The organism is uncultured Jannaschia sp. (genome assembly GCF_947494055.1).
Classification (GTDB): domain Bacteria; phylum Pseudomonadota; class Alphaproteobacteria; order Rhodobacterales; family Rhodobacteraceae; genus Jannaschia.
Window position 1 is genome coordinate 36,167 of sequence record NZ_CANLTR010000006.1, and the last position, 12,530, is coordinate 48,696.

Consider the following 12,530-nt stretch of genomic DNA (forward strand, 5'->3'; position numbering starts at 1 on the left):
ATGCCGGGGCGAAACTCTGACAACATGGCGTCGGGTTGCATCTCCGTCCTTGCCGCAACGCGGCATGGCGCTATGCTGCAAGTGCGAGGACAAGATCATGCTGGACACGCCCGGATTCGTCGAGATCACCCCCACGGCCGACATCCGCGTCGCCCGGCACGGTAATCGCGCCAAGTGTCTTCAAAGACTTATCCGCATGGACCTGCCGGTCCCGCAGACGGTCGCGCTCTCCTTCGACACCGTGCGCGGCATCGCCGAAGGCCATCTGCCCGACCTCGCCACCCTCATCGCGCTCTTCGAGGGACAGCCGAAGCTGCTCTCCGTCCGCTCCTCCTCGGAGGCCGCCGACTGGGGCGGCCCGAACGCCGTCCTCAACATCGGCATGAACGACCGGGCCCATGCCTGGCTTTCCAACACCTTGGGCGAAAAAACGGCGGACCGGATCTATCTGCGCTTCATCCGCTCCTTCGCCATCGAGGTGATGCGCCTAGACGAGGAGGCCTTCGCCGAAGCCGAGACCCCTGCCATCGCCCGCGACGTCTACGAGGCGGAGATCGACGCGCCCTTCCCGCAGGCCATCGCCGACCAGCTCGCCGCCGTGCTGCGTTCGATGGCGCGCGCCTGGGAGGGCACCTCCGCGCGGCTCCTGCGGCAGGCGCAGGGCGCCCCCGCCGATGCCGGTCTGGGGCTGGTGGTGCAGCGCATGGCGCAGGGAATGGGGCCGGGGCAGTCCGGCGCGGGCGTGGTGCAGTTCGTCGATCCCGCCACCGGCGATCCCCAAGTGACGGGCCGCTACATGGGCCAGTCGATGGGGCGCGAGGCGCTACGCCGGCGGGAGAAGGCCATCTACCTGACCCGCGACCCGCGCGGCGCCTCGCTTCAGGAGATGCTTCCCGAGGTCTACGCTGAACTCCTCGAGATCGGGGCCCGGTGCCGCGAGCGTCTGCGCGAGGAGATGCAGGTCGAGTTCACGATCGACCAGGGCCGTCTCGCCGTGCTTGACGCGGTGCGCTGCCCGCGCGAGGCCCGCGCCTCCGTCGCCATCGCCACCGCGCTCGCCCGCGACGGGATCATCCCGCGCGCCGAGGCGCTCCTGCGGGTGGCGCCCGGCACGCTGTCGCATCTGCTCCACCGTCAGATCGACCCGGCCGCCGAGCGTCGGGTGATCGCCCGGGGCGTGGCCGCCTCCCCCGGCGCCGCCGCCGGCCGGATCGTCTTCGATTCCGCCGCCGCGCAGGCCGCACTGGCACGCGACGAACCCTGCATCCTCGTGCGTCGCGAGACCACGCCGGACGACGTGCGCGGCATGCATGCGGCCGACGCCGTCCTGACCGAGCGCGGCGGCTCGACCAGCCATGCCGCCATGATCGCGCGGGGGCTCGGCCTGCCCTGCGTCACGGGGGCGACGGGCCTGACGATCAGCTACCGCAACCGGCAGGTGCGCCTGCCCGACGGGTCGACCCTGACGGAGGGCGACGTGATCACCGTCGACGGCTCCTCCGGGCAGGTCCTGTCGGGTAGGGTCGCGACCAACGAGCCCGCGCTCGACGGGGCGTTCGGCGACCTTATGGCCTGGTCGGACGCGGTGCGCGACATCGGCGTGCGCGCCAATGCCGACACGGTCGCCGACGCCACCCTGTCGCGGACCTTCGGCGTCGACGGGATCGGCCTCTGCCGGACCGAGCACATGTTCTTCGACGAGGGCCGCCTGACCGTGATGCGGGAGATGATCTTCGCGGAGACGGGACCGGACCGCGCCGCCGCGCTCGAACGGCTGCTGCCGATGCAGCGCGCGGACTTCACCGAGCTGTTCGGGCTGATGTCGGGCCTGCCGGTCTGCATCCGCCTGCTCGACCCGCCGCTGCACGAGTTCCTGCCCTCCGGTCCCGAGGGCGTCCAGGCGCTGGCCGAGGCGCTGGACCGGCCGCTCTCGGAGGTGCGCGCCCGGATCGACGCGATGCAGGAATACAATCCCATGCTCGGCATGCGCGGCGTCCGCCTCGGGATCGCGCTCCCGGAGATCTACGAGATGCAGGCCCGCGCCATCTTCGAGGCGACCGTCGCGGCGCAGGCGGCCGGGCACGACGTGCACCCGGAGATCATGATCCCGCTCGTCACCGCCCATCGCGAGGTGGAACTCGTGAAGCGCCGGATCGACGGCGTCGCGGGCGCCGTGCGCGACGAGAGCGGAACCGACTTCCGCTACGATGTCGGCGTGATGGTCGAGACGCCCCGCGCCGCGCTCCGCGCGAGCGAGATCGCGGAGACTTCGGCGTTCCTGAGCTTCGGGACCAACGACCTGACGCAGATGACCTACGGTCTGTCGCGCGACGATGCGGGCCGCTTCATGTCGGCCTATGTCAACGAGGGCGTCTATCCGGAGGACCCGTTCGGCACGCTCGACATCGACGGAGTGGGCGAACTCCTCCTGCTCGGCGCGTCCCGGGGACGCAAGGCGCGGCCCGACATTGTTCTGGGGCTCTGCGGCGAACATGGCGGGCAGGCGGATTCGATCGCGTTCTGCCGTCTGGCCGGGTTCGATTACGTCAGCTGCTCGCCGTTCCGCGTGCCGGTGGCCAAGCTCGCCGCGGCGCAGGCGACGCTGATGGCGTCGAAACACGCGGCGGCGCACAAGCCGAAGACCTGACCGGTCCCGTTTCATGCTTTCCTAACCCCGTCGCGATAGCCCCGCCCGGTGTTTCGGACGGACGGAGTACGGATGACCGGATTGCAGAACGTGATCCTCGCGAGCGTGCTGATCCTTTGCGCGCTGGTCCCCCCGGCGATGGCGCAGTCGCTTTTCGGTGGTGGCCGCGGCGGTGTGCAGCTCGCCGCGTTCCAGCCCTCCCGCGCGCTCGGCGACGATACGCAGGCTCCGCGCGGCCTCGTCGCGGGCACGGGGCGGAGCCTGATCCGCACCGCCCGCCCCCTCTCCGATCAGGGCCGCATCCGCGACACCGTCGCCGCCCTCGGCCCCATCGCGACGGACGAGTCGCAGCCGGGCGAGATGCCGCGGATCACGGGCGACGAGGCCTGGGGCTGCCTGGCCGAGGCGATCTACTTCGAGGCCCGGGGCGAGCCGCTGGACGGCCAGGTCGCGGTCGGCGAGGTCATCCTGAACCGCGTCGACGCGGAGAACTACCCCGACGACGTGTGCGGCGTGGTCAACCAGGGCACGGGGCGCAAGTTCGCGTGCCAGTTCACCTATACCTGCGACGGCATCGCCGACATCGTGCGCGACGGCGCCGCCTGGGCCACGGCCGGCCGCATCGCCCGGCGTCTGCTCGACGGCGCGCCGCGGGTGCTGACGAACCGGGCGACGCATTACCACGCCGATTACGTCGATCCCTACTGGGCCAAGGTCTATCCGCGCACCGCCGTTCTCGGGCGGCACATCTTCTACCGGCAGATTCCCGGCGCCTGAGCCGCGCCGAAGGCTTCCGCTCCGGCGGGCGACGTGGTCTGAGAGGGCGAACCCGCCTTCCGGAGACCCGATGCCCCCGCCCGACCCCGACGCGCCGCCCCACGCCTTCGCCACGCCGCTCGAACGCGCGCAGGCATCCGGCGGACCGCGCGACCGCATCTCGCTCACCGAGGATATCCGGGAGGTCGAGATCGGCGCGTTCCAGGGCGAGCGCGGCGTGACGCAGCGCATCCGCTTCGACATCGTGGCGGAGGTGATGCCGGCGCCCGAGGCGGTGGCCGGCGACGACGTCGACGGCATCCTGAGCTACGACACGCTGATCGAGGCGGTGGATGGCGCGCTCGCGGCGGAGCGGGTGAACCTGCTCGAGACGCTGGCCGAGCGGATCGCGGCGCGAGTTCTCGGCCATGCAAGCGCGGCCCGCGTCTTCGTCCGGATCGGGAAGCTCGACCGGGGGCCCTACGTGCTCGGCGTCGAGATCGTCCGGACGCGCGCGGATTTGCCGGAGGCGACGCGGATGCCCGAGGCCCCGCGCCCACGGGTCCTGTGCCTGCCCGCCGGCGCGCATGCCGCCGGGGGATTGCCGCGACTTCTCGACAGGCTGGCCGCCGAGGCGCCCGCGCTCCTCCTCGCCACGCCCGACGCCCCGGCTCCGCAGGCCGCGACGGCGACCGCGCAGCGACGGATCGACCTCCTCGCCATCGAGCAGGCGGCCTGGCAGGTCGCGGCGCGCGACGACCGGCTGAGCGTGGTCGCCACGCGCACGGAACTCGACTGGTCTCTCCGGCAACGCCGTCTCGCTCTCTGGGCGCCCGGGCGAATCGTCGGCGACGCGACCGACGCGCCGTCCGACCTCGGGCCCGAGGCGCTGGCCGCCTGGATCGCAGCGCGCCTCGATGCGCGCGACGTGACCCCGGCGGCGGCGGTTGCCGAGGCGCTGTCGTCGTGAGCTACATCTGCCCCCTTCCCGCCCCGCACGCGACCGGTCCGCGCCTGGCCGGAGGCTGGTACCGCTTCGATCACGCGGCGATCCTGGAACGCGGCCGCGCGCCGGACGTCGTGCCCGTCGCGGACATCCCCGATGCGGCGCTCGCTCCCCTCGTCGCACCGCGCCCCGCCATCGCGGACGTGGCGTTCGACCGCCCCTCCATCATGGGCATCCTCAACGTCACGCCCGACAGCTTCTCGGACGGTGGCCGGTTCCTCGCCCCCGATGCCGCGTTGGCCCAGGCGAAGGCGATGGCGGCTGCCGACATCCTCGACATCGGCGGCGAGAGCACGCGGCCCGGCGCGCGAGAGGTGCCCGCCGGGGAGGAGGTGGACCGCGTCCTGCCGGTGATCCGCGCGCTGGCCGGGCGGACGATCTCGGTCGATACGCGGAAGGCCGACGTGGCGCGTGCGGCGCTCGAGGCGGGCGCGGCGCTCGTCAACGACGTCTCGGGGCTGGCCTACGACCCGCGCATGGCCGAAACGGTGGCGGCGAGCGGAGCCCCGCTCTGCCTGATGCACAGCGCCGGCACGCCCGAGACGATGCAGGACGACCCGCGTTACGCCGATGTCGTGCTCGACGTCTACGACGCGCTGGCGGAACGGATCGACACCGCCCTGGCCGCCGGCATCCCGCGCGACCGGATCGTCGTCGATCCCGGCATCGGCTTCGGAAAGACGGCCGCGCACAACCTCGCGCTCCTGCGCCGGATCGCGGTCTTCCACGGCCTCGGCGTGGCGATCCTGGTAGGCGTCTCGCGCAAGCGCTTCGTCGGCACGATCGGCGGCGCGCCGGAGGCGGCGGCGCGGATGCCCGGCACGCTGGCGGTCACCCTCGCGGCCGTGGCACAAGGGGTGCAGATGCACCGGGTTCACGACGTGGCCGAGGTGGCGCAGGGTCTGGCACTCTGGCGCGAGACAGGAGGGATGGATGGGCCTCTTTGGCACTGACGGCGTCCGCGGGCGGGCGAACGAGGGCGACATGACCGCCGAGATGGCGCTGCGCCTCGGCGCGGCGGCGGGACGCTACTTCCGGCGCGAAGGGACGGGTCTCGCCGCGCACCGGGTGGTGATCGGCAAGGACACGCGGCAATCGGGCTACATGCTGGAGAACGCGTTGACGGCGGGGCTGACCTCGACGGGCATGAACGTCCTCCTCCTCGGTCCCGTGCCGACGCCGGCCGTCGGGCTGCTCGCGCGCTCGATGCGCGCCGATCTGGGCGTGATGATCTCGGCCAGCCACAACCCGGCCGACGACAACGGCATCAAGTTCTTCGGGCCCGACGGCTTCAAGCTCTCCGACGAGGCGGAGGAGGAAATCGAGCGGATGGTGGCGGACGGCGTCGCCCCCGCGGACGCGCCGAATATCGGCCGCGCGAAGCGGATCGACGACGGGCTCGGGCGCTACATCGAATACGCCAAGACGACGGTTCCGCCGGGCATGACGCTGGAAGGGTTGAAGGTCGTCATCGACTGCGCCAACGGGGCCGCCTACCGCGCCGCGCCGGACGTGCTCTCGGAGCTCGGCGCGGACGTGGTGACGGTGGGCGTCAATCCCAATGGCCGCAACATCAACCTCGATTGCGGCTCGACCGCGACCGGCACCTGCGCCGAGGCGGTGGTGAGCCACGGGGCGGATGTGGGGATCTCGCTCGACGGCGACGCGGACCGGGTGATGATCCTCGACGCCGACGGCAACGTCGCGGACGGCGATCAGCTGATGGCGCTCTTCGCGGCGCGATGGGCGTCGGAGGGCCGGCTGCGGGGCGACACGCTCGTCGCCACCGTGATGTCCAATCTCGGGCTCGAGCGGTTCCTCGGCGCGCGCGGCCTGCACCTGCATCGCACGCGCGTGGGCGACCGCTACGTGGTCGAGGCGATGCGCGCGCACGGGTTCAATCTGGGCGGCGAGCAATCGGGTCACATCGTGATGACCGATCACGCGACGACGGGCGACGGGCTGATCGCGGGGCTGCAGTTCCTTGCGGAGATGGTGCGGACGGGCAAGCCCGCCGCCGACCTCATGCACAGCTTCGCGCGCGTGCCGCAGCGGCTCGAGAACGTGCGCTACGAACGCGGCGCGGCCCCGCTCGACCGGATCGAGGTGAAGAGCGCCATCGCGGATGCCGAGGGGCGGCTCGACGGCAACGGGCGGCTCCTGATCCGCGCCTCGGGGACGGAGCCGCTGATCCGGGTCATGGCGGAAAGCGAGGATCCAGCGCTCCTGAACGACGTGGTGGAGACGGTCGCCGGCGCCGTGCGCGCCGCCGTTTAGCGCCAAGCGTCGAGAGATGGCGGGCGTGCTTTCGGGACCGTCCGAAGTCACTCCGGGCAGCCCTCGACCGCCTGCCAGGGCGGGGGCGCTGCCCGTTCGGCATCATGACGGGCGATGCCGCCGAACCGTCTGTATTTGGGACAGACGCCCCGCGTAGCTTGCTCGAACTGACGGGCGGCACTCCAGATCGGGCCGAGCAGGTCCGAACGTGCTTGCGTCAGGTAACCTAAAGGAGATGCAGGCCGAGTCCGGCCAGCGCCGCGAGCGCGAGCGTTTCCATGAGCGGGCGCTTCAGCATCAGCAGCCAGACGGACGCGAACGCCGCCAGCGCGAGCGCGGCGGGGTCGAGCGACGCCGCGTTCGGGACCGGCGGCGTCGTGTCCGCGACCCGACGGAACAGGACGTGGATCGCGAACCAGACCGAGAGGTTGGCGATCACCCCGGCCACCGCCGCCGAAACCATGTCGAGCGCGCCCCGCAGGCGGGGATTGGCGCTCAGACGTTCCAGATGCGGCGCGCCGGCGAAGATCCACAGAAAGCACGGCACGAAGGTCGCCCAGAGCGTCACGCCCGCCGTGGCGAGCGCCATGAGCCAGCCGAACTGCGCCCCCGCGAGCCAGCCGGTGAAGACGGTGACGAGGATGAGCGGGCCCGGCGTCGTCTCCGCGAGACCCAGCCCGTCGACCATCTGCTCCGGCGTGAGCCAGCCCCGCGTCTCGACCGCGACCTGCGCCAGCGCGGCCAGCACCGCGTAGGCGCCGCCGAAGCTGACCGTCGCGAGCCAGCTGAAGAACAGACCGGCCTCCGCCGGGATCGAGCCGGGCGCGAGGACGACGAGCGCCAGAAGCGGCGTCCACCAGATCGCGAGCCAGACCGCGACCGTCCGGAACGTCCGCGGGACCGGGCCGGCGGCGGGAACAGCCGAGGCGTCCCCGCCGCGCAGGGCCCCGATGACGAGCGCGGTGCCGAGCACGGCCCAGAACGGCACACCCAAGACGAAAAGGGCGAGAAAGGCCAGCCCGGCGACGATCGGGGCGAGCCGACCGCGAAGCGCCTTCGCCCTGAGCTTCCACAGCGCGCCCGCGACGATCGCAAGCGCCGCGGCCTTGATGCCGAGGAACGCGGCCTCGACCGGCGGCAGGCGCCCGTAGGCGAGATAGAGCGCCGCCAGCGCCACCATCACCACGGCTCCCGGCACAACGAAGAGGAGCCCGGCCAGAAGCCCCCCGCCCGTTCCGCGCAGGCGCCAGCCGGTGAAGGTGGCGAGCTGCATCGCCTCCGGGCCCGGCAGGAGCGTGCAGAAGCCCAGGCCCCGCAGGAACGTCTCCTCCGCCAGCCAGTCCCGCCGCTCGACCAGTTCGCGATGCATCAGCGCGATCTGCGCCGCCGGTCCGCCGAAGGACAGCAGGCCGATCCGGCCGAAGACACGGGCCATGTCCCACCAGGACGGCCCGGCGGTCACGTCAGGCGGTGAGCGACGGGAAGAGGTGCAGGTCGGGCACCGCCGCGGCGAAGAGCGCGCCGTGGGTCAGGACGGAGACAGCGTCGTGGTTGTGCAGGCTTTCCTGATGGCTGGCGGCGACCCGGAAGTCGGCCGTCCCCGGCAGCGCCGCGAGACCCTCGGCCAGCAGGCGCACCGCGTCCTCCACGAAGACCGGGTTCGCGGCATTGAGCTCGGCGAAGGCCTGCTCGTCCTCGCGCTTGACCATGACCTGCGTCTCGGTCGGGATCCGGGCGCGGGCCATGTCGATCAGATCCTCGAGCGTCACGTCGTCCGTCACCTCGACCGAGATCCGTGCGAGCGAGCGTTGCGAATGAGGGGTGGCGAGCTGCCCCCGCACACGCCGGGCATGCTCCGACAGTTCCAGCGAGCACGGACAGGTGGAGGAGTAGACGTAGTCGAGATGCAGGATGCGGCGCGGGCCGGCCTCGCTGTGCACGACCTCCATCGCGACGTCGTAATATTGCCAGCCGGTCAGACGGGAGCGCAGGCTCTCGACCCGGAGCGGCAGGGAGAACCGCAGGAGAAGCCGCGCGTCGGCACTCTCGATCTCCTGCCGGTAGGCGTCGAGCGCGGCCTCGACGCTGGTGAAGTCGAGGCGTTCCGCCTGGTCGTAGAAGGACCGCAGGAGGCGGCTCATGTTGATGCCCTTGCGGCCGGCGGCGAGGCTGACGGTACCGGTGACGTCGACATCCACCTCGCGGGGGCCCGCGCGCGTCGCGACTTGCATCGGCACGCGGAAGCCCGAAACGCCGACATGCTGGATCATCCGGTCCGCGCCGCGGATCGTGCTGGCGGGGCCGTTCTGCATGTCGGGCAGCGTGGCGCGGTAGGCCTCGTCCACCGGATGGTCGGGATAGCTCGCTGCGAAGACGGGGTAGTAGCCGCCGATCGCCGGCTGCCCACTCAGGCTGTAGCGTTCCAGAACGTCGAGCGCGGCGCGCGCCTCCGATTCGGTCGGCTCGCGGTCAATATCTGGTTTCAGGACGTTCATCTCGTCCCTCCCTTCGGTTCGCGCTTGCACGGTCACTAGGTGGCCGCTCGCGCCCCCTATGTCCAGCCCCGACGCCGGTGCAAGATCGATCGCGGACGGGCCCGGCGGCCCTCGTCACGGTGACGCTGCACGGCGCGGATGGCGGGGCGTCATGAGTATTTGGGCCAAGAAGAAGTCCTGGCCCGATGGATCCTCAGGCGGCGTCGAGCGCGGCCTCGATATCGGCCAGCAGGTCGTCGGCGTCCTCCAGACCCACGGAAAGGCGGACGAGGCCGGGGGTGATGCCGAGCGCGGCCTTCTGATCGTCGGGGAGGCGCTGGTGGGTGGTGGTCGCGGGATGGGTCGCGATCGACTTCGCATCGCCCAGATTGTTGGAGATCACCACGATCCCGAGCGCATTCAGGAACCGGAACGCGGCGTCCTTGCCGCCGGCGAGGTCGAGCGCGAGGACGGTGCCACCCCGCTCCATCTGCGCACGGGCGAGCGCCTGCTGCGGATGGCTCGCGAGATGCGGGTGGATGACGCGGGCGAGCTTCGGGTGACCCTCGACCGCGCGGGCCAGACGCTCCGCCGCCTCGGCCTGCGCACGCACGCGCAGGTCGAGCGTCTCCAGCCCCTTCAGCATCACCCAGGCGTTGAAGGGCGACATCGACCCGCCGGTATGCTTGAGATACGGCTCGGCGACCTTGCGCACGAAGTCCTGCGTGCCGCAGATCACGCCACCGAGGCAGCGCCCCTGCCCGTCGATATGCTTGGTGGTCGAGTACACGATCACGTCGGCGCCGAGTTCCAGCGCGCGCGAGAAGGTGGGCGTGGCGAAGACGTTGTCGACGATCACCGTCGCGCCGACCCCGTGGGCCAGGTCCGCCACGGCGCGGATGTCGATGACCTCCAGCGCGGGATTCGAGACGCTTTCGAAGAAGACGGCCTTCGTGTCCGCACGGATCGCGTCGCGCCAGGCGTCGAGATCAGTGCCGTCGACCAGCGTGACCTCCACCCCGTAGCGCGGCAGCACCTCCTCGAGGATGTAGAGGCAGGAGCCGAACAGCGCGCGCGCCGCGACGACGTGGTCGCCGGACTTCAGCATCGCGACGAGGGCGCCGTTGACGGCGGCCATGCCGGAGGCGGTGGCGAAGGCGTCCTCCGTCCCCTCGATCGCGGCGATCCGGTCCTCGAACATCGCGACGGTCGGGTTGCCGTAGCGGGCGTAGATGAACTCCTCCCGCGAGGCGTTCAGGAACCGCGCCTCGGCGGCCTCGGCCGTCTCGTAGACGAAGCCCTGCGTCAGGAACATCGCCTCCGACACCTCGCCGTATTGCGAGCGGCGGGTGCCGGCATGGACGGCGAGCGTACGCGGGTTGCGCGGGCGGGACTGGTTGTCTTTCATCTCGAAGACCTCCTTCGGGTCGCGGGCACCAGAATCTCGGAGGAAGCGGACGCGGACGTCCCGGACCTCTTTAGCGGAATGTTTCGCGAGGGCCGCAAGCTGGTTCAAATCCCCTCGCCGGCGGCGATACCGCGCGGATGCGAGCCGGTCAAGGCAGCGCTGTGTCGCGGCGGGTTGTATCCGGGGGCCGCCGTGTCGAAGTGTCAAAGAGGTGCAGAAGGAAACGCGACATGGCTCCGATCGAGTTCTACTATTGGCCGACGCCGAACGGCTGGAAGGTCTCGATCGCTCTGCATGCGCTCGACCTGCCCTACGATCTGCGGCTCGTGGATATCGGCGCGGACGCGCAGTTCGAAACGGACTTCCTGAAGGTCAGCCCGAACAACAAGATCCCGGCCATCACCGACCCGGAGGGCCCTGACGGTGCGCCCATCTCGATTTTCGAGAGCGGGGCGATCCTGCAATATCTTGCGCGCAAGACCGGGCGCTTCTGCGGCGAGACCGAGCGGGAGCGGATCGCGGTGGACGAATGGCTGATGTGGCAGATGGGCGGGCTCGGGCCGATGGCCGGACAGGCCCATCACTTCCTGAAATTCGCGCGCGAGGACGTGCCCTACGCGAAGGACCGGTACAGGGCCGAAGTCGCGCGGCTCTACGGCGTGCTCGACCGGAAGCTGCACGAGACGCGTTTCGTGGCGGGCGACGGGTTCACCATCGCCGACATGGCGATCTGGCCCTGGGCGTCGCTCTGGCGCGGTCAGCAGCAGAGCCTCGACGACAAGCCCGCCCTCGCGCGCTGGCTGGAGGAGGTCGCGGACCGGCCGGGCGTGCGCGCGGGGCGCGACCTCCGGGCGGATCTGCGGCGGGACCCGACGGCGGCGACCGATTGGCGGGCAACACTGACGACGGGCTGAAGGCGCGGCACTGGTTTCCCGCGCGACGTCTGTCATAGGATGATGCGGCAGGATCGAGGAGAGGAATGATGGGGTCCGACGGCGTGCAGAAGATCGCCTTCGCGGCGCTCGCGGTGCTGATCGCACTGGCGGGGGCCGGCGTGCTGGACGGTGGCGGCCTCTGATGGCGCGACGGTTCGGCGGACGCTATTCTCCGGGCGGCGGACAGGCCGGGACGCAGCCGCCCGCCAAGATGCGGCCGCCCCTGCGCGGCCGGGCCCGGACGACGTTCCTGATGTTGCTCGGCGCGATCCCGGTCCTTGCCGCCTTCGGGCAGGACGGGCCGGTCGCGATGGCGGGCAGCCTGCTGGCCGGCGCCGCGATCGCCGGCGGCGGCTACCTCACACGGGAAGGCCTGCTGGCGGAGGCGCGCTGGAACGAACGCCGCATCGCGCGCCGCCCCGCCATCCCGCGCAAGCTCTTCGGGGCGGTCGTCGTCGGTCTGGGCGTGATGCTGGCCGCGATGACGGGACTCACGGGTCTGTTGCCGGGGCTGCTCTACGGATTGATCGCGGGGGGGCTGCATGTCGTGGCCTTCGGCCCCGATCCGATGCGCGACAAGGGGATGGAGGGCGTCGACACGTTCCAGACCGAGCGCGTCGCCCGCTCCATCGAGGAGGCGGAAACCTACCTGACCGACATGCAGAGCGCCGTTCTGCGCGCAAAGGATCGCGACGCGGAGGCGCGGGTGGCCCGGGTGTCGGCAACGGCGCGGGAGATGTTCCGGGTGGTGGAGGACGATCCGCGCGACCTGAACGCGGCGCGCAAGTTCCTCACCGTCTACCTGATGGGCGCGCGCGACGCGACGGCCAAGTTCGCCGACCTCTACGCCTCGACCCGCGACCGTCAGGCGAAGGTGGACTATTTCCACCTGCTCGACGATCTGGAACGCGGGATGGACGCCCGGCGCGAGACGTTGTTGAGTTCCGACCGCACCGATCTCGACGTCGAGATCGAGGTGCTGCGGGACCGATTGAAGGCCGATGGCCTGCCAACAGGAGAGTAAGCG

Annotated in this window: 10 protein-coding genes and 1 riboswitch; of the genes, 7 read left to right on the top strand and 3 right to left on the bottom strand. The window is 71.2% G+C overall.

The genetic code is table 11. The features are described 5' to 3' along the window. Positions 1–97: 97 nt before the first annotated feature. The 5 genes from Q1A87_RS07920 (at position 98) to glmM (ending at position 6,686) form a co-directional block, all read left to right on the top strand. Entirely contained in the window at positions 98–2,647 is a 2,550-nt protein-coding gene (locus tag Q1A87_RS07920) for a putative PEP-binding protein (RefSeq protein WP_299649372.1), read from the top strand. Positions 2,648–2,719: 72 nt separating this feature from the next. After that, entirely contained in the window at positions 2,720–3,424 is a 705-nt protein-coding gene (locus tag Q1A87_RS07925) for a cell wall hydrolase (RefSeq protein ID WP_299649375.1), read from the top strand. A gap of 70 nt (positions 3,425–3,494) precedes the next feature. Next, positions 3,495–4,373 (top strand): dihydroneopterin aldolase, encoded by an 879-nt coding sequence (locus Q1A87_RS07930; RefSeq protein WP_299649378.1) that lies wholly within the window; start codon positions 3,495–3,497, stop codon positions 4,371–4,373. Continuing rightward, positions 4,370–5,362 carry a dihydropteroate synthase gene (gene folP / locus Q1A87_RS07935; RefSeq protein WP_299649381.1) on the top strand — a complete coding sequence of 331 codons (993 nt, stop codon included), beginning with the start codon at positions 4,370–4,372 and terminating at the stop codon, positions 5,360–5,362. Before Q1A87_RS07930 ends, folP begins: the two co-directional genes overlap by 4 nt. Then, positions 5,343–6,686, top strand: a complete 1,344-nt coding sequence (gene glmM / locus Q1A87_RS07940; RefSeq protein ID WP_299649384.1) for a phosphoglucosamine mutase — start codon at positions 5,343–5,345, stop codon at positions 6,684–6,686. Before folP ends, glmM begins: the two co-directional genes overlap by 20 nt. 226 nt (positions 6,687–6,912) lie before the next feature. Here the strand turns inward: glmM and chrA are convergent, their stop codons facing one another. The 3 genes from chrA to metZ all read right to left on the bottom strand — a co-directional run bounded on the left by chrA (position 6,913) and on the right by metZ (position 10,568). Beyond that, positions 6,913–8,121 carry a chromate efflux transporter gene (gene chrA, locus Q1A87_RS07945; RefSeq protein ID WP_299649387.1) on the bottom strand — a complete coding sequence of 403 codons (1,209 nt, stop codon included), beginning with the start codon at positions 8,119–8,121 and terminating at the stop codon, positions 6,913–6,915. 28 nt (positions 8,122–8,149) lie between these two features. Beyond that, complete coding sequence (folE2, locus tag Q1A87_RS07950) at positions 8,150–9,181, bottom strand: GTP cyclohydrolase FolE2 (protein WP_299649390.1); 1,032 nt, start codon at positions 9,179–9,181, stop codon at positions 8,150–8,152. A 193-nt stretch (positions 9,182–9,374) separates the two neighbouring features. After that, on the bottom strand, positions 9,375–10,568 hold the full coding sequence (gene metZ / locus Q1A87_RS07955; RefSeq protein WP_299649393.1) for an O-succinylhomoserine sulfhydrylase: 1,194 nt from the start codon (positions 10,566–10,568) through the stop codon (positions 9,375–9,377). A gap of 49 nt (positions 10,569–10,617) precedes the next feature. Beyond that, positions 10,618–10,694, bottom strand: a riboswitch (SAM riboswitch). Positions 10,695–10,798: 104 nt separating this feature from the next. On the opposite strand from metZ, the gene Q1A87_RS07960 reads away from it, so the two are divergent. Then, on the top strand, positions 10,799–11,482 hold the full coding sequence (locus Q1A87_RS07960; RefSeq protein ID WP_299649396.1) for a glutathione S-transferase N-terminal domain-containing protein: 684 nt from the start codon (positions 10,799–10,801) through the stop codon (positions 11,480–11,482). A 163-nt stretch (positions 11,483–11,645) separates the two neighbouring features. Beyond that, positions 11,646–12,527, top strand: coding sequence for a 5-bromo-4-chloroindolyl phosphate hydrolysis family protein (locus Q1A87_RS07965; protein WP_299649399.1), 882 nt, complete (start codon positions 11,646–11,648; stop codon positions 12,525–12,527). The last annotated feature ends 3 nt before the right edge of the window (positions 12,528–12,530 follow it).

What these genes read in the sequence shown, in the direction of transcription:
- Q1A87_RS07930 (WP_299649378.1), top strand. Translation starts at nt 3,495, where the DNA reads ATGCCCCCGCCCGACCCCGACGCGCCGCCCCACGCCTTCGCCACGCCG.
- Q1A87_RS07965 (WP_299649399.1), top strand. Translation starts at nt 11,646, where the DNA reads ATGGCGCGACGGTTCGGCGGACGCTATTCTCCGGGCGGCGGACAGGCC.
- Q1A87_RS07920 (WP_299649372.1), top strand. Translation starts at nt 98, where the DNA reads ATGCTGGACACGCCCGGATTCGTCGAGATCACCCCCACGGCCGACATC.
- folE2 (WP_299649390.1), bottom strand. Translation starts at nt 9,181, where the DNA reads ATGAACGTCCTGAAACCAGATATTGACCGCGAGCCGACCGAATCGGAG.
- Q1A87_RS07925 (WP_299649375.1), top strand. Translation starts at nt 2,720, where the DNA reads ATGACCGGATTGCAGAACGTGATCCTCGCGAGCGTGCTGATCCTTTGC.
- chrA (WP_299649387.1), bottom strand. Translation starts at nt 8,121, where the DNA reads ATGGCCCGTGTCTTCGGCCGGATCGGCCTGCTGTCCTTCGGCGGACCG.
- metZ (WP_299649393.1), bottom strand. Translation starts at nt 10,568, where the DNA reads ATGAAAGACAACCAGTCCCGCCCGCGCAACCCGCGTACGCTCGCCGTC.
- glmM (WP_299649384.1), top strand. Translation starts at nt 5,343, where the DNA reads ATGGGCCTCTTTGGCACTGACGGCGTCCGCGGGCGGGCGAACGAGGGC.
- Q1A87_RS07960 (WP_299649396.1), top strand. Translation starts at nt 10,799, where the DNA reads ATGGCTCCGATCGAGTTCTACTATTGGCCGACGCCGAACGGCTGGAAG.